The organism is Fervidibacillus halotolerans, from assembly GCF_026547205.1.
GTDB lineage: Bacteria > Bacillota > Bacilli > Bacillales > Caldibacillaceae > Fervidibacillus > Fervidibacillus halotolerans.
On record NZ_CP106877.1, the window covers coordinates 1132982 to 1154463 of the forward strand.

Here is a 21482-nt window from a genome sequence, read left to right on the forward strand (position 1 = left end):
CTCCTCTTGCTATGAACTTTTCACCTTTCATTTCGTGTCGGTATGTTCGTTTCATACACTCATCTTTATACAGTTCATACGGTATACTGGATGAAAAAAAGTTGACCAAACACAAGAAAAAATTGTAAAATATACAATCTAATTTTAAAGGCGTGAAAATTGATTGTCAAGGGCAACGGATTTTTGAAAGGATATGGAAAGGAAAAATCGGAGTTAGGACTGGTTATTTATAAAAAAAAAGTAAGTGGTGAGAAATATTCTTTTTTCCACTTACTTTCATTTAAACAGGACGCCCGAATCTTCCTTTTAATTTAATTCTTTAAATTAAATCTTCTTGATTTTCCTGTTCGGGTTCGGATTTAATTGGAGCGAGCTGATAATGCTCACGAATTTTACCTAAAATTTCTTTCTTTAATTCCGGGTGCTCTTTGATAAATATCTTTGCATTTTCCCTTCCTTGACCGAGCCGTTCACCCTCATAGGAATACCATGCACCACTTTTTTGGACGATATCAAGTTCAGATCCGATATCGATGATCTCCCCTTCTAATGATATTCCCTCACCGTACATAATATCCACTTCAGCTGTTTTAAATGGTGGAGCAACTTTATTTTTTACAACTTTTATTTTCGTCTTATTTCCAACCATTTCATTTCCTTGTTTCAATTGTTCTGCTCGACGAACTTCTAATCGAACGGTACTATAAAATTTCAATGCTCGGCCTCCCGGTGTTGTTTCCGGATTTCCGAACATGACACCGACCTTTTCGCGAATTTGGTTAATAAAAATGGCGATCGTTTTCGATTTATTGATGGCACCAGACAATTTTCGTAACGCTTGAGACATAAGTCGGGCCTGCAAACCGACGTGGGCATCCCCCATTTCCCCTTCGATTTCCGCCTTTGGAACTAAAGCGGCAACCGAGTCGACGACGATAATATCGATGGCACCACTGCGCACGAGTGCTTCTGCAATCTCTAACGCTTGTTCTCCTGTATCCGGTTGGGAAAGAAGCAATTCATCGATATTTACACCTAAATTTTTCGCATATTGGGGATCTAATGCATGTTCGGCATCGATAAAGGCGGCTTGACCACCTTCCGCTTGTACTTGGGCAATGGCATGTAAAGCAACGGTCGTTTTTCCGGAACTTTCCGGACCGTAGATTTCAATAATCCTTCCACGGGGATAACCACCGACACCTAATGCGATATCGAGGGCTAAAGATCCGCTGGATACGGTGGAAACTTGTCGATCCGTTTGTTCGCCTAATTTCATGACCGATCCTTTCCCAAATTGTTTTTCGATTTGTTTTAACGCCTGTTCTAAGGCGGCTTGACGATCACTCACTCAATTTCCTCCTTACATTCCTATTAATTCAAATCATTGCATGTCCTCTTTTCATACCTAAATATACTATATACTTTTTTCATCTTCTTGCCAAGTATTTTACCGAACATTCATTCGTGAATTTTCCAAGGAAAAAGTTCAAAAATGGAAAGGGTTTTTTTTACAAAAATGAAAAACCCCCCTATTTTTTCAGCAATATTTTATTTTTAAAAAAACAAAAATTTCATCTAAAAAATGTTATAATATTTAGCAATCAATACAATTTCCATTTTTCTGTAAAGGAGGACATGTAATGGATGTTCATCAAATTAATCAACATCTTGCATTACGGCTCGTCGATCTCGATGACGCAGAGGGATTGTTTACTTTAACAAATACAAATCGAGACTATTTAAAGCAATGGCTTCCTTGGTTAAACGGAACAAAAAGGGTAGAAGATACACGGGCCTTTATTCATAAAGCGAAACTTGCTTACGATGATCAAAAGGGAATGACTTTTGTTATTCTTTGGAAGGAAAAAATCGTCGGGGTTATTAGCTATAACTCGATCGATTGGACGAATAAAATTGCATACATCGGTTACTGGCTAAGCGCAGCCGTTCAAGGGAACGGGATTATGACAAAATCGACGAAATTTTTGACAGACTATGCCTTTTCTCATTTAAACATGAACCGTGTTGAAATCGCAGCTGCTGTGGAAAATAAAAAGAGCCGAGCAATTCCCGAACGACTCGGTTTTCAGTTGGAAGGAATTCGCCGTGAAGCAGAATGGTTGTATGATCATTACGTAGATCATGCCATATACGGGATGTTGAAAAGGGAATGGGATACGAAAAAGAAGAAAATGGAATAAATAAAGGCACCAATGTTTTGCCAAGGTCCAGTTCAAAACACAAGCCGTTTACAAAAGATTAAAAGTAAAAGAACCATTCGGTGATGAATCGATTATAACCGTTTAGATTTCTCACATCGAACGTTGACTACAAATCGTGCCTTGAGAACCGATCCGCTGAAAAAATACGTAGAAAAAGTGGGGAGAATATGAATACAAATATAACGATCCGCTATAAGAAACGATTTCATGTCGATCTACGAGATGTCGACTTTATGAAACAATTAAAATTAAGTTCACTATTTTCCTATTTTCAAGAAGTAGCAAGTGAAGCGGCTGATTCATTAGGCTTTGGAATCGACCGCTTGCAAAAGGAATTCAATGTAGCATGGGTGTTAGTTCGGATGCGAGTGGAAATTATCCGTAATCCGAATTGGAACGAAACGATTACGATTGAAACATGGCCACTGGAACCAAATCGGTTGGAGTTCCACCGGGATTTTCTCGTCTATGATGAAAGGGGAAACATTCTGATCAGAGCTATATCTGACTGGGTGATTATGGATATTGACCAACGGAAATTGAAGCGAAGTGAACATATCGGTATCGTTTATCCTGAGATGATTAAAGAACGGGCAATCGATAAAAAATTAAGTAGATTGAAGGATTTTGGCAATCTACAGGAATCGTATAAAAAGGTGATCGGTTACAGCGATATCGATATTAATGGGCATTTAAATAACTCCAACTACGTGGATTATATTATGGATTGTTTCCCTGTTGAGGAACATAAAAAATATAAAACGAAAGCCATTGAGGTTCATTTTCTTCACGAGTTATTACCTGGAGAAACACTCACATTACGTAGGGATGTATCTGCTTTTAATTCCCACCTCGTATATATTGATGGAGTAAACGGTCGAGAACAAACGGTCTTTAAAGCCCAACTAGAAATTGAAAATCGTTAATTGGTCTTTTCTGTTGTATTTCCTTAGGGAATTTATAGGACGGTTGATTCGATTTATCGGGAAAGATACGATAAAATAGGGATGAAATACCCAAATGGGTATAAAACAGAAAATGCGAATAGGTGATCGGAATGACGTATATACAAATTGGAAATATTACCATCTCTTCCCTTTGGTTAGCCGTCTTTTTAGGCTTGTCCACCGCCTATCTTTTCCTTCGGTTTGTCCTTAGGAGACCATTACATGATTGGTATTGGAATGCCTTTTTCCTATATTTTATTATATGGAAATTTAGTTATATTGTATTTGAATTTCCCATGTTTGTAAAAACCCCTCTATCTGCCCTATATTTCAGTGGTGGCATTCGTGGACATATATTGGCTATAAGCATCGTTATCGTCTATTTGTTTTTACGGATGAGAAAAAAGGATTCCACATTCAAACGGGAAGGATTGAACGTACTCATCCTTTTTTTCATCAGTTTTGAATTCATCTATCATTTATTGGAGCAAAATCTTTTTGTCATTTACGCACAGATTTTACTCATTATCTTAGGTGTCGGAATACATATTTTTTGGAAAAGACAAGGAAAACAAAATGAAAAGGTGCTTCTCCTCCTTCTCTTTTTCGGTCAGTTAGTGATCAAAATTTTATTTCAAACATTCTTTTCTACTACGACATGGACCTTTAGTCTGTTGGCGCTTCTCTTTTTCATTTTTCTTGAAACAAAAGAAAAAAAGGTTGAAATATGGAATTTAAAACAATTTCGCCTTCCCTTTTTAGCGTTAATCGCCTTTTCCATCCTATTTTTACTCCTTCAGCCATCCTTTCCAGACGGTGGCGTGGAAGCGAAAGGAACAAAAACTGAAAAGGCAGCCGTCGGTTATCTTGCACCCGATTTCGAATTAACGACATTAGATGGAAAAACGGTTCGCCTTTCCGATTACCGGGGAAAAAAACTCATCGTGAATTTCTGGGCATCCTGGTGTCCACCATGTCGATCGGAAATGCCCCATATGCAAGCATTTTATGAAAAACAAAATCAAAATCAAATTGAAATATTGGCTGTCAATTTAACAACGAAAGATGATGGAATTGAAAAAGTACAACAATTCGTTTCCGACTTTGGACTGACTTTCCCGATTCCGTCAGACGAAGAAGGGAAAGTGGGAAAAATCTACCCATCGGTATCGATACCGACAAGTTATTTCATTGACTCAAAGGGAATAATTAGGGGTAAAATTGTCGGTCCAATGGATCAGGAAACGATGAAAAAAATGATAAAACATATGGAATAGAGGGGACTGTCCCCTCAATGTCCCTTTACCCCGTATAAGATGCATGCAACACCGATAAAAATCCAAAAAATACCTGAAAAAGAGATTTTTTCGCTAAGACCGACTACACCGATTGAAGTCGTGACAATTAAAATAATTGGTCCAATGATAGCTAAGGAACTGTTTACTAATAACGCCTTTTCAATATCGTTCAGTTTTAAAATGATAAAAGCCACAATGATTTCTATACTGCCAGAAAACATTCGAAGGAATGCCATGCTTAAAATCGCTTTCTCAAACATAATGCTCCTCCTTTCCATTCTTACTGTCAATGTATGCGTAATAGTTGGAAACAAGGACAAGTTTCAAGCATGGCATTTTCCATTTTTCATGATTCAAATAGGTTAGTCCATCTCTAATGTGACCATTAATTCATTAAGTGAAATATTCTAAGGCTGCATTTGGGAAAAACTTTCTCATGTACCCAAATAAAAGCGTTTTGATCTCCTCCTCCGCTTCCTTTTGGTAAATAAACTTTCCAATACCATATTTCCCCCATTTAATCCGTCTTGCATCTTCGTCCAGTTCCAATTTCGTCTTTGGATAATTTTTTTGAATCATTCGTTTCGCTGGTTGGGTAAAACGATGCTGGATGAATTCAAATGTAATCCTGTCCTTCACAACTTGGGGGAGTTCGGACTCTAGACGTTCAAACATGTCATAATATCCCTTTTGCCAACCGTCGTGTAAATAAATGGGGGCCACAATAAATCCAAGGGGATACCCTGCCTCTGCTACTTTCTTTGCAGCATTAATTCGATTCGATAAGGAAGATGTCCCTGGTTCGAACTGTTTAATCACATAATCGGCATTTATACTAAAACGAAAACGGGTGTTCCCATTATGTTTAGCATCGAGCAAATGGTCCACGTGATGGAATTTGGTCACAAAACGGAGCCTTCCCAATTCCTTTTTCCCAAAAAATTCAATAGCTCGTTTGAGCGTATGGGTAAGATGATCGATTCCAACGATATCCGATGTACATGAAGCTTCAAATCTGGTGATTTCCGGTGCTCTTTCTTTCATATACTGGTCCGCCCGTTCCAAAATTTCATCCACATTCACATAAATACGGATATAAGGTTTTGTTCCCATCGTCGTTTGCAAATAACAATAATGGCAATGGCCCATACATCCCGTCGCAAAAGGAATGGCGTATTCGGCTGACGGTTTGGACGAATCGAACCGTAACGTTTTCCGGATGCCGACGACTAACGTTGATTTGGCAATTCGATATTTTTGAAAATCCGTATCTCCGGGTAGATCGCGAATTTGATTGTGGGACGTTGTATATCGGATTTCAACTCCCATCTGTTGAAATTTTGAAAATAGTTGTTTTCCAAGGGGATAGTCTAAGGCTTTCGGTTCAAAATAAACTAGTTTTGGTTCAAAAGGTCCTCTACTCATCGATGAAATCTCCTTTCAAATATATTCCCCTTTTCCCCTCTTTTCTCGAAACGATCGTGACAGTGTAAGAAAATAATCATTCCCTTTCCATCGCTCAATCACTATAACTACATAAATAGAATTTGAAAAAATGATGCCTAAGATTCATCATGCTTCATCCTTTACAACTACCGCCTTTTTACAAGTACGATTATTTTTCCTATTTTTTAAAGAATATATTTGTCATTTTCCTTTCATCTTTTTGAACAAAATCCAATGATTACATGGAAATAAAAAAGCCATTCATTTTGATTCAAATCAAAACGAATGACTCTTCCCTTTAAAAAGGCTTTTAGATATATGATGTGCAATTGATTCCAAATCTTATTTTAAATGACCATTTCCCTTTTCTGTTGACTTTTGGCCATTTGATCACTTCGGTAAGCCGCATAAGTCATCCAACCACCGTCGATATTTTTCACATTGAAACCGTTACTCTTTAAGATCCGATAAGCAATATAGCCCCGTAAGCCTACTTGACAATATACGTAAATCGGTTGCTGTTTCGGTAATAAGGATATTTTTTCCCTCAATTGACCGAGGGGGATATTGAACGATCCCTCGATTTTACCGACGGTCAACTCTTCTTCCTCCCGAACATCAATGATGATTCCTTTATGCTTCACTTGATCAACGTCATACCATTGAATTTGTTCCAAATCCCCCAATCGGATATTGGACGCCACATAACCAGCCATATTAACCGGATCCTTTGCAGAAGAATAGGGTGGTGCATAGGCGAGTTCCACATTTGTTAAATCTTCTACAGTCAAGCCACCTTTAATCGCCGTTGCAAGTACATCGATTCGTTTATCGACCCCTTCCATTCCAACGGCTTGAGCACCGTATATTTTCCCTGTTTCTTTATCAAAAATGAATTTCAAATTAATCGGCATAGCTCCCGGATAATATCCTGCATGGGATAAGGGATGGATGTGTATCACTTCATAAGAAATACCGAGCCTTTTTAATGTTTTTTCATTATTTCCTGTTACCGCAACTGTTAAATCAAAAACTTTTGCAATGGAGGTTCCTAAAACACCTTCGTATTTTTCCCGTTTCCCCATCATGTTATTGGCCGCAATCCGACCTTGCCTATTCGCCGGACCTGCTAAAGGAAGCTGGGTCTTTTCACCGTTTAAAACGTTTGTTACTTCAATGGCATCACCTACAGCATAAATGTTTTCATCTGACGTTTGTAAATATTCATTAACGATAATGCCGCCTTTTTCCCCGATGGAAAGCTCCGCCTTTTTAGCCAAATCATTTTCAGGTTGAACACCGATCGATAGAATGGTCAAATCCGTTTCTAGGATGGTCCCATCCGACAATACGATTTTCTTGCCACGATCTTGAAAAGCTTTTACACCATTTTCAAGTACTAATTTGACGCCCTTTTCCCGTATATGATTGTGAAGGAGGCAAGCCATTTCATAATCGATCGGTGTCATAGTCTGTTGTGCCATTTCGACAATCGTCACATCTAAACCTCTACGGTGAAGATTTTCCGCCATTTCAATCCCGATAAAACCGCCTCCGACAACGACCGCCTTTTTCGGTTTCCGTTCATCTACAAAAGATTTGATTCGATCCGTATCAGGAATATTTCGAAGCGTAAATACACTTTCGTTTTCATCCATTCCTGAAATAGTTGGAACGATCGGCTTTGCGCCAGGTGATAAAAGCAAGCGATCATATGTTTCATCATAGATTTCACCTGTTTTCAAGTTTTTAACGGTGACCGTTTGTTCCTTTCGATTTATGCTCATTACTTCACTTAAAGTACGGATGGTCATATTAAATTTCTTTGCCATTCCTTCCACCGTTTGGACAATTAATTCATTTCGTTCTTTAATCGTTTCTCCGATAAAATAAGGTAGTCCACAATTGGCGAAGGAAATATATTCTCCTCGCTCAAACATAACGATTTCCACATCTTCACTAATTCTTCTAAGTCTTGCAGCAGCCGATGCACCACCTGCTACTCCACCAACAATGACAATCTTTTTCACCATTTGTAACCCCTCCTATATGAATTTCTAATTTGCTCATTCTTTCACTTAAAATGTTCTAATTTGGTTTGAAAAATCCATCCGATCGTTCAATCGGGTTCAACATACATGATTGGAATATAAATTTAAACGTGATTGTTTTCACATATATTTGCATGCTTTTAAGCAACATTCTTTCCTTGTCCTCACCCTTCCGTTAACAATCATTTCTTTTGTCAGGAAATGTTCTTCATACATGATCTTATACCGGTATAGGTATTTTTGTCAATTGTTGAATTCTTAACAAATTCTATTACAAGTTAGTCATACGCGAATTTTGAACTTTTTTTCACCCTTTTTTACGTCTTTTTAAAGGCTTAACGCCGATATGAATTATATGTGAAATATTTTCAAAATTCCCCACTTTGTGTCGTTTCAGGAATATAATTATACCTATAGAAGTATTTTTTATTCCGATATGATTCCATTTTAAAAAGGGAGGAAATAAAATGGCCGTACTTCCGAAAAAAAATGATTTAGGATTTTATGAAATTCGCTTGGAATCGATTGGAGGACTCGGTGCAAATTTGGCCGGTAAAATGTTGGCTGAGGCAGGCGTGATCGGGCAAGGGTTAAATGGTACGAATTTTTCCTCCTATGGTTCAGAAAAAAAAGGTACTCCTGTGAAAAGCTTTATTCGTTTTGCCGAACCTGGTGTGGAAATACATGATCATAGTCCTGTTTTAGAGCCACATGTGATCGGCATTTTTCACGAAGCCCTTTATAAAACGGTAGATGTCCTTCGCGGGCTTCGAAAGGATGGAATCGTCCTTGTCAATTCGGCCCGAACCTTTGAAGAAGTAAAATCCGATTTCAATCTATCCTATGGAACTTTAGCCATTGTCGATGCACTTGGAATATCCGTAGAAGAGCGAACACGGGTGAACACCGCTACCATATGACAACTACATCTGGCGTAGGAAAATACCAACGGGGAAAAACGTTCCATCATAAAGATACACCACAAATTATGGCGGCAACAGGCATCCCGTATGTATTTACAGGAACGGAAGCTTATCCACAAGATTTAATTAAAAAGGCAGCAAAAGCCCAATGGTATGCGCAGCACGAAGGTGTCGCTTATGGAAAATTACTTATTACTTGCCCACTTAATTGGCGTTCCAATCCGGAAGACGGAACAGAGATTGTAAAGGCGGCTGTTGAAACTTGTTTCTTCCCCCTCTATGAAATCGAACGGGGAAAAACGACAATTACGTACAATCCAGAAGCGAAAAAGAAAAAAGTCCCCGTTTCCGAATGGCTGAAGTATATGGGTAAAGCCAAACATTTATTGAAAGAAGAAAATAAAGATTTACTCGATGAGTTCCAGCAAATTGTCGATTATAGATGGAGTCGACTGAAAGCGATGCATGAGCATCCGCTATTATAAAAAAATAAATAATTAAAGGAACGAACTTGTTCACATAAGGTCTAAAGATGGAATAGACGTTCATTCTTTAGACCTTTTTTCTCACATGCGTATCCCCTCTCTTATCAAATTTAATTTGATTTATAATTTTAACCATTGAATTAACTCCTTATTTGCAAATCATTTTTTGAGCTTAATTGAAATAAACATGATATAATGTTGCAAGAAAGCAAGTTTTTTCCATTTTTAATCAATTCAATCCCTATTCTATTATTCTACTAACCTCTTTTACCTACTCACCGAATATTCGTAAAGAAAAACCCCCTTTTACAGGAAATTTCACGTTTCCAAACTAAATGATTAGGCAAAGGTGTGGTTGAATGGAAAATATTAAGGAAACAATTTTAGAAGTGGTGAAATCAGTCTTGCCAATTACGATGATAATTTTTATTTTACAATTTACAATTATTTGGCTCCCGTTAGAAATGTTCCTACAGTTTCTGATCGGTGTAATGATGGTAAGCATCGGATTAATTTTATTTCTACTCGGTGTGAACATTGGATTAGAGAAAGTAGGAGAATTCATTGGTGCTGCATTACCAAAGACGAAAAAAATCTCCGTCGTCATCTTTTTCGGATTTCTTTTAGGGGTCATAGTAACAGTTGCAGAACCTGATGTTCGAGTATTAGCTACACAAGTCGATATCGTTTCTGGGGGTGACATACCAAAAAGTATTTTAATTTTATCGGTTGGTTTAGGCGTTGGTATTTTTACTGTTTTAGCATTACTTCGCATCGTTTTCAATTGGAATATGGCCCTATTACTAGCAATCGGATATGGATTCGTATTTTTATTAGCACCCTTTACACCAGCTTCCTTCGTCCCCATTTCCTTTGATTCCGGAGGTGTAACGACAGGACCATTAACCGTCCCTTTTATTCTCTCCCTTGGGATTGGAATTGTTAACGTCGTTAAAGGAAAATCTGCTTCCAGTGATGGATTCGGCCTCGTCGGTTTAGCTTCCATTGGTCCAATTTTAGCTGTTTTGCTTCTAGGAGTGATCTATCAATGATTCAGTCGATTTTTGAAAATTTTGATAAAGTTCTTTTCGAAGTTGCTACCGCGTTACTTCCCCTCTTCGTTGTATTTTTATTGTTTCAGATGGTTCTATTAAAACTACCGAAAAAGAAAGTGATCGATATTACAATCGGATTCATTTTATCTTTTTTCGGCTTGGCTTTCTTTTTACAAGGGGTTCATTTTGGATTTTTACCAATTGGTCAAACGATCGGGGAAAAACTTGGCTCTCTCCCCTATAAATGGATTATTATTCCCATCGGTTTTATTATTGGATTTTTTACCGTTTATGCAGAACCTGCCGTCAGCGTGTTAATCCACCAAGTAGAAAAAGTATCTGGAGGTTATATACCACAAAAATTTTTACTATATGCTCTATCGATCGGTGTTGGATTAGCCATTAGTTTATCAGCAATTCGCATACTATTCGGACTCTCCCTATGGTATTTTGTTATTCCAGGGTATATAATAGCATTTATAATGATTAAATATGTTCCGAAAACCTTCATTTCCATTGCGTTCGATTCTGGTGGAGTAGCGACTGGACCTATGACCGCTACCTTTATATTAGCTTTATTTGTCGGACTCGCAAGTGTAACGGATGGGAGAGATCCACTCCTTGATGGATTTGGGATGGTTGCTTTAGTCGCTTTGGCTCCCATTTTATCGGTATTGACGCTAGGTACCCTTTACGGAAGAAAGGAGAAGGAACTATATGGAAAAGATTGTGGGGCAGAAATTAATCGTCACGATCGTTAAAAAAGAAAAGGCGAAAAAAATTATTGAAGCGACAAAAAGGGCTGGAGCGAGAGGTGGAACAACCCTTTATGGGGAAGGATTCCGTCGAGGTGATAAGGATTATTTTTTCGGTATTCCAATTATAAGAGAACGGGAAATTATCTTTACGATTGTAGATGAAAAAATTTACGAACGGGTGCTCGATTGTATTATTCATACTGGATGTTTAAATCGACCGAAACAAGGGATATCTTTTGTCATTGATGTCGATCATGTAATCGGGATGCATCCGACCGAAAATGGTAACAGGGACCATTTTAAAGATAGTAGGGGGAAAGAGAGAATGGTGGACAATCGCTCAATCGAATACGATCTGATTATTACGATTGTTAACAAAGGGGACTCTGAAAAGGTGATTGAATCGTCAAAAAGGGCTGGAGCGGAAGGTGGAACGATTATTTCTGGTCGAGGAACGGGAATTCATGAAAAGGCAAAACTATTCAATATTTTAATCGAGCCTGAAAAGGAAGTCGTGCTAACGCTTATAAATAAAGAAAAAACGACAGAAGTTTTAAAAGCGATTGAAAAAGAAACCCAATTGCATAAACCGGGGAAAGGAATCGCCTTTGTTTTAAATGTGGAAAGGGCTGTCGGAATTAATCATCCGCTAAGGGCGACAATCAACGAACATTCGGAGAAATAAAAAGTTGAAAAGACATTTCTCATATGAATCGATTGAAAGTCCGCTAATCATTAAAAAGGGTCTTTGTCAAATCGTGTTGGAGAATAATTTCGTAATTTTTTTCAGTAAAATGTAATTGGATCAGGTTGTCCATTCATCCAAAATTGGTTTAAAGTTATTCGTTCCATTGGCGGACGCGCATCCAGTGGTACGGCTCAAACCTCCTCGTCACTTCTCTCCTGCGGAGTCTCGAGACCCGTGCTTTCCCCGCAGGAGTCGCCGCAAATGTTTTCTATTTTGGACTTAATGGACACCTTTTTTATGGTTACGAAATGATTGGTAAAAAGAATACGATGTATAAAATAATCAAAGCACTTATAACCAAAGGCAATGGGTTTCATCGTCTTCGTCTTTATTGATTCCTTCCAAAACCCCGTTGTTGTATTTTCATGTAAACGTATTTTCTACATGAGGTATGTATTTCATCATTGTGTTTGATGGCGGTTTTCAAATATTTGGAGACGTGTTTTGTTTCTTTGACAACACCTTCTTTAAGAGCTTAAAGTTCTTCGTTCTTAAACATAAAAGATATTTAACAAAATGCGTATACAATATAGATGAGACATGTGACATTACTCCTATAAATGTGGTTTGGTGATTACATTTTTCCAGGGGAATGTCACTTTTTTTGATTAAAAAAAGGTGCTGGTATTTAGTCACCAACACCAAAAATTATAGAGCCGTTAAAAATAGCGGATTTTTCCATCGGGTGTTTTTTTACTTGTCAATATGTCATCTCCCAAATCCCCTTTTTCAAAAGGGAAAGGAAGGTCGTTTTAGTTTACATAATATAATTATAATCAATAAATCGTTTCATTTTTACAGGTAAATGAATTCATTCGGCTTTTAGTTGCTTCAAGACTTCCCAAGCCCCAACTTTAACCGCTCTCCGACGAATCGTTTGCCGATTTCCAAAAAGATGGTATTCAAAGGCTTCGGGTGTTTTTCCGTCTATGGAAATTCCAATATAGACCGTTCCAGGATTTTTCCCTTCTAACGGCGACGGTCCAGCTACTCCGGTAAAACTGATTCCAATATGTGCTTTCATCTTTTTTCTTACATTTTCAGCCATTTCCATTGCACATTGTTTACTTACTGCTCCAAAGGTATCAATCGTTTCCTTCTGAACGCCAAGAAAGCCGATCTTTACTTCGTTTGTATAGGAAACAATACCACCTTGGAACCAATGACTAGCACCGGGAATGGAAGTCAGTTCCTCTTGAAATAATCCCCCAGTCAAACTTTCTGCCGCAGCGATCCTTTTACTCTTCACTTGGAGAAGCTTTGCCATTTCATCTATAATCGTCGTCTCATCGTAACCATAAAAATAAGGACCGACTCGAGATAAAATTTCCCCTTCCAATTGGTCAATTAACTCCTTGCGTTTCCTTTTATCAGAATGTTTCACCGTCAGTCGCAAGGTTACTTCACCATCCGATGCTAATGGAGCGATTGTCGGGTTGGACTGGCGATCGATTAAATCCTCGATTTCCTTTTCTAATGTGGATTCTCCGATACCGAAAAATCGTAATACCTTCGACTCGATTGTTTCGCATTTTCCTAAACGTTTCAATAATGATCGTTTCCCATATTTTTTAAACATAGGCTCCAATTCTGACGGTGGCCCTGGTAATAACATATACGTAATATCATCTTGTGTAAAAACCATCCCCGGTGCCATTCCCGTATCATTGGGCAAAACTTCACTTCCTGCTAAAACATATGCTTGCTTTTTATTATTTTCGGTCATTGTTCTATTCATTTTTTTAAAAAAGGCTTTAATCGATTGGAAGGATTCTTCATCCATTACTAAATCTCTTTGTACGATTTCTGCCAAAGTTTCCTTTGTTAAATCATCCTTCGTCGGACCGAGACCACCGGTAAATAAAATAAATTGGGATCGCTTTTTAGCGATTTCGACAGCATTTTTTAATCGATTTCGATTATCCCCCACCACGGTATGGAAATAAACATTGACACCGATAGTCGCTAACTCTTTCGACAAAAATTTTGCATTCGTATTTGCAATTTGTCCTAAAAGTAATTCCGAACCTACGGCGATAATTTCCGCATTCATTTTCATCCAACCACCTTTGGAGATGTTCTCTCCTTTACTTTATTTCGAATTGGCAAAAACATGCTTATTTTTCGCGAAATAATCCCAACCGGACCAGATCGTGAAGAATGTTGCAATATACAGGGCGAGATCAGCAAAAGGTATGCCTAAATATGAAAAAGGTATATTATTTAATAAAAGGGCCGTTACGGCGATAATTTGTGTCCACGTTTTTATTTTTCCAAGCATATTGGCTGCAACAACTTCACCTCCTCCAGCTAGTACGAGTCGAAGTCCTGTTACAGCAAATTCCCGACTGATGATAATAATCACAATCCATGACGGAGCCAGTTGCATTTCAACTAAAATGATTAAGGCAGATGATACGAGCAACTTATCTGCTAACGGGTCCAAAAACTTCCCTAAATTTGTAACTAGATTATATTTTCTCGCGTAATACCCATCTATCCAATCCGTTGTTGAGGCAATGATAAATAAAATTGTACCGATCAGTTGTGAAACGGGGAGTTCGGTATCTCCAAATGTCAATACCCCCCAAGACCAATCAATCACCATGATTATAACAAAAACAGGAATTAAAAAAACACGGGAAATCGTTATTTTATTTGGTAAATTCATCAGTAAACCTCCATGTATAGAATTAAGACTTTCAACTATTTTTTAAAGGAAGGGATTGGTTCATGCCTTTCAATCTGTTTCCGAAAAAGAAGGAAAATAGTCTTCTCCTTTGACTATTCTCCTTCTTTTACTACATAGCGAATAATAATATTTTGCGTTACATTTTCATTCGGATCATTCATAAAGGTTAACTTTTCATCATTTATATATATTTCCGTTTCATAGGCTCTTCCAATCCGAATGTTCACTGTGTCCTCTTCTGAAAAATCGCGAATAATTTCTGGGTTGTTATCGTTTAACGTAACACCATCTTGGAGTACATTGTTATTTTCATCGAAGATTTTGATCCAAGTAGCTCCATTTTTTGTCGCTTTAATTTTCAATTCAAAGCGTTCAGCATTTTTTAATTCATAAAGGGTATTTTCTCCATCCGATTCAACGGCTGTCAATTCTTGACTTTTCTCTTCTCCTTCTCCTTCATCCGTTTCCGTTTGGTCGTTTCCTACAGACGGATCGGAATTTTCACTTTCATCACTGTTGTCAACTTCTGTTTCTTTATTCTCAGGTGGTGTACCCGATTCACCGATTTCTACTAAATCGTCAGTGGTAGGATCTGTAGATTGATCACTCAACGTATTCGTTAAGATTTTTTGAGCGAAATACCATACTAAAATAGCTAAACCAATGATAAAAATGGTTAGCAATATTTTCGGGAAAATCTCAAATAACTTAGAATTTGTAGAAATTTCCCTTCTTGAATGGGTGCGGGAAAGCTGTTCAGGCAAATCATCCTCATAAACGGAAGGTATCTCAGTCTTGAATTCTTCAAAAAGACGCTCAGGCTCTAAACCTACAGCCTCCGCATATTGTTTAATAAAGGCTCGTACATAAAATTTTCCTGGAATGATATCGTATTTTCCTTCTTCAATTCCTGCTAAATAACGCTTTTGAATTTTCGTTATATTTTGCAGATCATCTAATGTTAATCCTTTTTCTTCACGTGCTTCTCGTAACCTTTTCCCTAATTCTGTCAATGAAAACACCTTCCATTTATTTATAAATCGATACCGCCTAAATTGTTTCCGGGCATGAAATAATTTAAGGAATCGTAACGGATCTCCTCTTCCGGATCGTTTCTTAATTCGATTATGTAATCAAAATCATCCATCGTATATTCAGAATATCGAATAAATAAATCCGGGTGTTCGACGACCTTTATAGCAGGAATCCTCATCAATTCCCTTATGAGCGACCAATGTTGTTCATTACCCCTTTTAATGGAAACTGCACCATCGATAATATAAATCGTATTTTCATTATATTCTTCTTCCATCAGACGACTACGTATCGTTTGCTTTAATAATGTGGAAGAAATAAATAGCCAACGTTTATTAGCAGAAACACTCGCAGCGACGATCGATTCCGTTTTTCCTACGCGAGGCATTCCACGGATCCCTATTAGTCGGTGCCCCTTTTTATTAAACAATTTGCTCATAAAATCAACGAGAATCCCAATTTCATCCCTCGTAAAACGAAAGGTTTTTTTATCATCTGCACCCTTTTGTATATATCGTCCGTGACGCACGGCTATTCGGTCCCTCAATTTTGGCTTGCGAAGTTTTAAAACTTTGATCGTTTCCATCGTTTGCAAAATAGGTTCCAATCGTTCGATGGCATATGGGTTTTTCGCCAAAATTAACAAACCCCTTCTTCCTTGATCCACTCCGTTAATCGTCACAATATTGATCGAAAGCATCCCTAATAAAGAAGAGATATCTCCTAGTAAGCCAGGACGATTAATTAAAATTTCGTACTCTAAATACCACTCCCTTTTTTCCACTATACAAACCCCACCTTATATCGAAGAGTCCTTATGTAAAGTCATCTTGATTCTATAATATATGATTTTTTCACGTTTAGAAAGATTTATCAGTGATTTTCATGATTTTATTCCGAATTTCTCTTATTTTTTTCCTATCATCATTCGATGAATATGAAAATAATGAAATAAAAAGCCTAAGTCTATTTTACCATATCATTCCATACGTATAAATGGAAAAAGAGGGAGATTAATCCCTCTTTAATTTGTTTCATTATTTTGTACTAATTTTACCATTAAATTCGCAATCGCATGTTGCTCCTGTTCGTTTGCGACTGACCAAAGATCCGCCAGTACCCGTTCTTGTTCATTTTTCGGCTCGACTTGTTTTGCTAAATAGTCCCCAATTTGGTAGGCTAAATCATTGATTACATTTTGACTTAAACCTTGTTCTTGAGCTTGGTTTAAACGATCTCCTAAGAAATCTTTCCACTGCTCCCAATTATCCAAAACGCTCACGAATATTCCTCCTTTTTACACATATTCAGTGATAGTTTGGATTATTGAACAAAAAATATTCATTTACACGAAGCCACTATACTTTTATACATACCACCCACCATTGACATTTAGAACGTGACCAGTTATATAGGAGGCTTGTTCAGATAACAAAAAGGTAACAGCTTGTGCTACATCCTTTGGAGTTCCGATCTTTCCAATCGGAATTTCATCGATTAATTCCTTCTTATCGTCTTCAGTTAAATTCGAAAGCATTTTTGTATCAATTGCCCCGGGAGCGACCACATTGACTCGAATACCGCTACTTGCCAGTTCTTTACTCAACGCCTTTGCAAAGGAAATTTGTCCCCCTTTTACTGCAGAATACACTGTTTCACAGGATGCCCCTGTCTGTCCCCATATGGAAGAAATAAACACGATATTTCCATTTCGATTTCGGATCATTTTCGGCAATAAAATTTTTGTAATTTGGATCGGAGCTGTTAAGTGAAGAGAGATGAGGCGATTGATTTCCTCTTCCTTCATGTCAATTAACATTTTAGAAATGGCAATACCACTATTATGAACAAGGCCATGTAACTGAAAGATTTCACTACATAGTTTTCCTATCCCATCTGTCGTCGTTAGATCAGCTTGAATAGGTATAAATTCTTGATTCGACTCCAACTTTTTAAATTTCACTAATAGATCCGTCATCCCCTGTTCATTTTTATTATAATGGAGGTATAAGGAATATCCCTGTTTTGCCAATTGTTGTGCAATCATTCCTCCGATTTCTCCACTGGCCCCCGTAATTAAAATGAATCGTTTCAAAATTTTTTCGCTCCTTCTTCCACGATGTTTATTTTGGAACAATTTGAAAACTAGTCATTCGGTTTTCATCGATGAATTGTTCACTAACGTTCATCAGGTCCTCAAAGGTAATCGTTTCTAAAACGGGTACGGCTTCGAACAAATTCATACCATTAAATGCATATCGGGTAAATTGATTCGCTATATACTCCGGCGAATTCAATAAACGTAAAAAGGTTCCGATTTTCTTTTTCTTCACCCGGTTTAATTGCTCCTCCGTTAATATTTCACCCTTTTTAACGAAATGAAAAGTTTTTTGGATAAATTCAGCTAGTCGGTCCGGATCTTTCGTATCACCACCAACGAGTGCAAAACCGAAATTTTCCTCCTGGGTATAATCAGCAGAAAAAGTATCGTCAATTAAACCTTCATTATAAAGTTTTTCATACTGACCAGAACTTTTGGAAAATAGCATATCTAACAACAATTGGACGGTCAATTCTGTTTTCATCATTTCTCGTCCCCTTTGGCGGATGAAATTCCCTTTTATTCCCACCATACATTTCGGAATTCTTACATTCATCGATATAAAACGGTTCTTCTTCAGCACATGATCTGGTTCTTCCTTTCGAATCCGTTGAATCTCCATGTCTTTAGAAAATGATTTTTTTCTTTGATTTTCTTGAACAAAATCTAAGATTTCCCTTGGGTCAACAGGTCCTACGATAAATAAAAGCATATTGCTTGGGTGGTAAAAGGTATGGTAACATTCATACAATAATTCTTTTGTAATATGAGAAATCGATTCAATCGTTCCTGCAATATTCGTTTTTACCGGATGATGATGATACATATTTTCAATCGTTCCGAAATAAAGACGCCAATCCGGATGATCTTCATACATTTGAATCTCTTGACCGATAATCCCTTTTTCCTTCTCAACCGTTTGATCTGTAAAATAAGGTTCTTGAACAAAATCGAGTAATGTTCTAAGATTTTCTTTTACATTGGACGTAGCGGAAAACAAATATGCCGTCCTCGTAAAGGAAGTGAAGGCGTTGGCAGAAGCTCCCTGTTTACTAAATGTGTGAAAAACATCCCCATCTTCCTTTTCAAACAATTTGTGCTCGAGAAAATGGGCGATTCCATCCGGAACGATTTTTTCCGTTTGGTTACCAATGGGAACAAAATGATCATCGATGGAGCCGTATTTCGTTGTAAATGTGGCGAACGTTTTATGAAATCCCTTTTTCGGTAAAATGTATACGTCTAAACCGTTTTTCAACTTTTCAAAATACAGTTGTTCATTCAATTGGGGAAAAGGTATTTTTTTCATTTTTATTCCTCCATTCCCGTTAAAAAATAAATGGTATCAAATTGAATTTTTTTCGCAACATCCAATACTTCTTCTTTCGTCACCTTCTCTATTCCCTCAAACCATTTTTCTTTGTCTATATTTTTCTTACTGATCACATTATGATAAAGAACTTCAATCGTCCCTTGAGGGGTATCTAACGTTTCTAACATTTGATTTTTAATGACCGCCTTCGTTTGAACAAGTTCTTCCTCAGAAAAATTTCCACTTTTCATCGCTTCCATTTGCTCTTTTATAATCGATAACGCCTGTTCATAATTTTTCGGTTCAATTCCAGTCATCACCATTAGTAGCCCTTTATGACTTTCCAAACGACTCACCGCATAATAGGCGAGACTTGCCTTCTCCCGAACATTTAAAAATAATTTTGAATGGGGAAAGCCACCAAATAGTCCATTAAACACTTGCAAAGCGAAATAATCGTAGTCACCGTATGATATATTCGTCCGATAACCGATATTTAGTTTCCCTTGTTGGATATCTTGCCGCTCGATAATCATTGGATCGTTCTTTTCCTTTTTCACTTTTCGTTCCATTCTTTTTCGTTCAGTACGAGCTGAAAAGGAAAAGAAACGTTCACATTGTTCCAAGATTTCCTCTTCGTTGAAATCACCTATGATATACAAATCCAATTGATCTTCAGATAGTGCCTTTTGATAATATTCGTATAATTCGTTCGGAGATATCCGATCCACATCTTCTAAAACTCCATACACATTAATTGCATACGGTTCATTTTTACACATTTCCTCAATTAAACGCATATTTGCATATCGAATTTTATCGTCATAGATTGCTTCGATTCGTTGTTTTAAAGTGCGTTTTTCCTTTTGTACAATTCCTTCGTCAAATGCTTCACCATTCGTTTTTGGATTTAAAAGAATTTCCCGAAGAAAATGTAAAGCTTTTTCCAATAAAGGTTCCTTTTCAAATAAAAATTTTTCGTTTGCTACTTCTAATGAAAAGGAAAGGATATGGTTTTCACCTTTCTTTTGAAGATTAACATTGAATGTTGCCCCGTATAATTGTTCCAAGTAGGATCTCAATTCCCGCGTAGTAGGATAAGTATTCGTCCCACTTTGCAAACAATAGGCAAGTAATGCCCGGGATGTAGCTTCTTCTCTTATTAAAGGTGCCAGCATTTTAAAAACAATCGTATTCGTTTTATATTTTTCCGTTCGGATGAAATGAAAGGTAATCCCATTCCGATTTACAATATTCTCCATTTTATTCCTCCTTTAATGATAACCTGATCCTACTTTTGGTTACGATGTTATTATTTCCTGAATTTACTATACATGTTATGAAAAAAGCATATCAAATTTTAGCAAAAAATGAAAAGAATGGATAGAAAAACACCCAACCAAATGGTCGGGTGTCTTGAAGTTCTTTTATATTTATATCACTTATCGATTTCCTTTTACGTAAGGAATATTCAACGCCTTCGGAGCTTCGGACTTGCCAATAAATCCAGCAATGGCCAAAATGGTTAAAACATACGGTAATATGAACAAATAGACAGACGGAATGTCTTCGATAATCGGTAAACTTGAACCGACTGTACTTAAACTTTGGGCAAATCCGAAAAATATGGCTGCACCCATCATACCTAACGGATTCCATTTTCCGAAAATCATTGCGGCAATGGCCATAAACCCTTGTCCACTAATTGTAGCGTGACTGTAATCTAAGGAAATGGATTGGGCATAAATCGCTCCACCAATACCAGCTAAAGCACCACTGATCATTACTCCGATATAGCGCATACGATTTACTTTAATCCCCATCGTATCTGCTGCCATCGGGTGTTCACCAACCGAACGGAGTCGTAATCCAAATGGGGTTTTATATAAAACGATCCAACCGATGATGGCAGCTAAAATAGCTAAATAAGATGTCAGATAAACATTTTCAAAAAAGATCGGTCCAATAATTGGAATTTCACTTAAATACGGAATATCAAAACGCAATATCCGTTCTTGAATCATCGGCGTTTGACCGTGACCATCAAATAATTTTTTAACGAGGAATAAAGTTAATCCAAGGGCTAAAAAGTTGATGGCAACTCCTGTTACGATTTGGTCAGCACGGAACGTAACAGATGCGACAGCCAATAATAGAGAAAATATCATCGAGACGACCATCGCAACTAATATGGCGACCCAAAGTGTCATGGAAGATAAAACATCTGCCATCGCTAAGTTAAATACGATTGCGGTAAAAGCACCGATTTGCATAAGACCTTCCGCACCGATATTTGTTACTCCAGAACGTTCTGTAAACACAGTACCTAAACCAGTGAAGATAAGAGGAGCTGCATAAAACAAAGCGTTAGGAACAATAAACGCAATGATTTCTAGAAAACTCATC

Annotated in this window: 19 protein-coding genes and 2 pseudogenes; 8 read left to right on the top strand and 13 right to left on the bottom strand. The window is 37.4% G+C overall.

The window, feature by feature from the left end; translation table 11 throughout:
* Window positions 1–319 precede the first annotated feature (319 nt).
* Window positions 320–1351, bottom strand: coding sequence for a recombinase RecA (gene recA, locus OE105_RS05315; protein WP_275421702.1), 1032 nt, complete (start codon window positions 1349–1351; stop codon window positions 320–322).
* A 292-nt stretch (window positions 1352–1643) separates the two neighbouring features.
* Here recA and OE105_RS05320 point away from each other — a divergent pair, with 292 nt between their 5' ends.
* The 3 genes from OE105_RS05320 to OE105_RS05330 all read left to right on the top strand — a co-directional run bounded on the left by OE105_RS05320 (window position 1644) and on the right by OE105_RS05330 (window position 4449).
* Window positions 1644–2204 carry a GNAT family N-acetyltransferase gene (locus tag OE105_RS05320; protein WP_275421703.1) on the top strand — a complete coding sequence of 187 codons (561 nt, stop codon included), beginning with the start codon at window positions 1644–1646 and terminating at the stop codon, window positions 2202–2204.
* A gap of 188 nt (window positions 2205–2392) precedes the next feature.
* Window positions 2393–3151, top strand: coding sequence for an acyl-[acyl-carrier-protein] thioesterase (locus OE105_RS05325; protein WP_275421704.1), 759 nt, complete (start codon window positions 2393–2395; stop codon window positions 3149–3151).
* 131 nt (window positions 3152–3282) lie between these two features.
* Complete coding sequence (locus OE105_RS05330) at window positions 3283–4449, top strand: TlpA disulfide reductase family protein (RefSeq protein ID WP_275421705.1); 1167 nt, start codon at window positions 3283–3285, stop codon at window positions 4447–4449.
* Between the two features lie 14 nt (window positions 4450–4463).
* Here OE105_RS05330 and OE105_RS05335 read toward each other — a convergent pair whose 3' ends face one another.
* From OE105_RS05335 to OE105_RS05345, 3 genes are all read right to left on the bottom strand, one after another.
* Window positions 4464–4730: a YqhV family protein gene (locus OE105_RS05335; RefSeq protein WP_275421706.1), complete on the bottom strand. Its 267-nt coding sequence runs from the start codon at window positions 4728–4730 to the stop codon at window positions 4464–4466.
* Window positions 4731–4863: 133 nt separating this feature from the next.
* A complete protein-coding gene (gene splB / locus OE105_RS05340) occupies window positions 4864–5895 on the bottom strand; it encodes a spore photoproduct lyase (RefSeq protein ID WP_275421707.1) in 1032 nt (343 codons plus the stop codon).
* Window positions 5896–6263: 368 nt separating this feature from the next.
* Entirely contained in the window at window positions 6264–7949 is a 1686-nt protein-coding gene (locus OE105_RS05345) for a CoA-disulfide reductase (RefSeq protein WP_275421708.1), read from the bottom strand.
* 485 nt (window positions 7950–8434) lie between these two features.
* On the opposite strand from OE105_RS05345, the pseudogene OE105_RS05350 reads away from it, so the two are divergent.
* The 5 genes and pseudogenes from OE105_RS05350 to OE105_RS05370 all read left to right on the top strand — a co-directional run.
* Window positions 8435–8884 (top strand): annotated as a pseudogene (locus OE105_RS05350) (2-oxoacid:acceptor oxidoreductase family protein); the annotation flags it as partial.
* Window positions 8881–9375: pseudogene (locus OE105_RS05355) on the top strand (thiamine pyrophosphate-dependent enzyme); the annotation flags it as partial. The pseudogenes OE105_RS05350 and OE105_RS05355, both read left to right, overlap by 4 nt.
* A gap of 359 nt (window positions 9376–9734) precedes the next feature.
* Window positions 9735–10427 (top strand): DUF1538 domain-containing protein, encoded by a 693-nt coding sequence (locus OE105_RS05360; RefSeq protein ID WP_275421709.1) that lies wholly within the window; start codon window positions 9735–9737, stop codon window positions 10425–10427.
* The gene (locus OE105_RS05365; RefSeq protein WP_275421710.1) at window positions 10424–11191 is read left to right on the top strand and encodes a DUF1538 domain-containing protein; all 768 of its coding nucleotides are present in this window, start codon (window positions 10424–10426) and stop codon (window positions 11189–11191) included. Before OE105_RS05360 ends, OE105_RS05365 begins: the two co-directional genes overlap by 4 nt.
* Complete coding sequence (locus OE105_RS05370) at window positions 11148–11873, top strand: P-II family nitrogen regulator (RefSeq protein WP_275421711.1); 726 nt, start codon at window positions 11148–11150, stop codon at window positions 11871–11873. The genes OE105_RS05365 and OE105_RS05370 overlap by 44 nt, the downstream gene beginning before the upstream one ends.
* An 874-nt stretch (window positions 11874–12747) precedes the next feature.
* Here OE105_RS05370 and OE105_RS05375 read toward each other — a convergent pair.
* The 9 genes from OE105_RS05375 to OE105_RS05415 form a co-directional block, all read right to left on the bottom strand.
* Complete coding sequence (locus tag OE105_RS05375) at window positions 12748–13989, bottom strand: competence/damage-inducible protein A (protein WP_275422102.1); 1242 nt, start codon at window positions 13987–13989, stop codon at window positions 12748–12750.
* A 39-nt stretch (window positions 13990–14028) separates the two neighbouring features.
* Entirely contained in the window at window positions 14029–14607 is a 579-nt protein-coding gene (pgsA, locus tag OE105_RS05380) for a CDP-diacylglycerol--glycerol-3-phosphate 3-phosphatidyltransferase (protein ID WP_275421712.1), read from the bottom strand.
* 113 nt (window positions 14608–14720) lie between these two features.
* Window positions 14721–15650, bottom strand: a complete 930-nt coding sequence (locus OE105_RS05385) for a helix-turn-helix domain-containing protein (RefSeq protein WP_420842574.1) — start codon at window positions 15648–15650, stop codon at window positions 14721–14723.
* Window positions 15651–15661: 11 nt separating this feature from the next.
* On the bottom strand, window positions 15662–16447 hold the full coding sequence (locus OE105_RS05390; protein WP_275421714.1) for a DUF3388 domain-containing protein: 786 nt from the start codon (window positions 16445–16447) through the stop codon (window positions 15662–15664).
* A 240-nt stretch (window positions 16448–16687) separates the two neighbouring features.
* On the bottom strand, window positions 16688–16945 hold the full coding sequence (locus OE105_RS05395; RefSeq protein ID WP_275421716.1) for a DUF3243 domain-containing protein: 258 nt from the start codon (window positions 16943–16945) through the stop codon (window positions 16688–16690).
* A gap of 84 nt (window positions 16946–17029) precedes the next feature.
* Window positions 17030–17758, bottom strand: a complete 729-nt coding sequence (gene ymfI / locus OE105_RS05400; RefSeq protein ID WP_275421717.1) for an elongation factor P 5-aminopentanone reductase — start codon at window positions 17756–17758, stop codon at window positions 17030–17032.
* 28 nt (window positions 17759–17786) lie between these two features.
* The gene (gene yfmH, locus OE105_RS05405) at window positions 17787–19073 is read right to left on the bottom strand and encodes an EF-P 5-aminopentanol modification-associated protein YfmH (RefSeq protein ID WP_275421718.1); all 1287 of its coding nucleotides are present in this window, start codon (window positions 19071–19073) and stop codon (window positions 17787–17789) included.
* Window positions 19074–19075: 2 nt separating this feature from the next.
* Window positions 19076–20338, bottom strand: a complete 1263-nt coding sequence (yfmF, locus tag OE105_RS05410) for an EF-P 5-aminopentanol modification-associated protein YfmF (RefSeq protein WP_275421719.1) — start codon at window positions 20336–20338, stop codon at window positions 19076–19078.
* Between the two features lie 180 nt (window positions 20339–20518).
* Window positions 20519–21481 carry an ABC transporter permease gene (locus OE105_RS05415; protein WP_275421721.1) on the bottom strand — a complete coding sequence of 321 codons (963 nt, stop codon included), beginning with the start codon at window positions 21479–21481 and terminating at the stop codon, window positions 20519–20521.
* Window position 21482 lies beyond the last annotated feature (1 nt).

Bases quoted from the DNA above. Each gene is read 5' to 3' on its own strand.
- yfmH (WP_275421718.1), bottom strand. From the start codon at position 19,073: ATGAAAAAAATACCTTTTCCCCAATTGAATGAACAACTGTATTTTGAA.
- OE105_RS05345 (WP_275421708.1), bottom strand. From the start codon at position 7,949: ATGGTGAAAAAGATTGTCATTGTTGGTGGAGTAGCAGGTGGTGCATCG.
- OE105_RS05375 (WP_275422102.1), bottom strand. From the start codon at position 13,989: ATGAATGCGGAAATTATCGCCGTAGGTTCGGAATTACTTTTAGGACAA.
- OE105_RS05370 (WP_275421711.1), top strand. From the start codon at position 11,148: ATGGAAAAGATTGTGGGGCAGAAATTAATCGTCACGATCGTTAAAAAA.
- OE105_RS05325 (WP_275421704.1), top strand. From the start codon at position 2,393: ATGAATACAAATATAACGATCCGCTATAAGAAACGATTTCATGTCGAT.
- splB (WP_275421707.1), bottom strand. From the start codon at position 5,895: ATGAGTAGAGGACCTTTTGAACCAAAACTAGTTTATTTTGAACCGAAA.
- OE105_RS05335 (WP_275421706.1), bottom strand. From the start codon at position 4,730: ATGTTTGAGAAAGCGATTTTAAGCATGGCATTCCTTCGAATGTTTTCT.
- OE105_RS05415 (WP_275421721.1), bottom strand. From the start codon at position 21,481: ATGAGTTTTCTAGAAATCATTGCGTTTATTGTTCCTAACGCTTTGTTT.
- yfmF (WP_275421719.1), bottom strand. From the start codon at position 20,338: ATGGAGAATATTGTAAATCGGAATGGGATTACCTTTCATTTCATCCGA.
- OE105_RS05360 (WP_275421709.1), top strand. From the start codon at position 9,735: ATGGAAAATATTAAGGAAACAATTTTAGAAGTGGTGAAATCAGTCTTG.
- OE105_RS05365 (WP_275421710.1), top strand. From the start codon at position 10,424: ATGATTCAGTCGATTTTTGAAAATTTTGATAAAGTTCTTTTCGAAGTT.
- pgsA (WP_275421712.1), bottom strand. From the start codon at position 14,607: ATGAATTTACCAAATAAAATAACGATTTCCCGTGTTTTTTTAATTCCT.
- OE105_RS05320 (WP_275421703.1), top strand. From the start codon at position 1,644: ATGGATGTTCATCAAATTAATCAACATCTTGCATTACGGCTCGTCGAT.
- OE105_RS05330 (WP_275421705.1), top strand. From the start codon at position 3,283: ATGACGTATATACAAATTGGAAATATTACCATCTCTTCCCTTTGGTTA.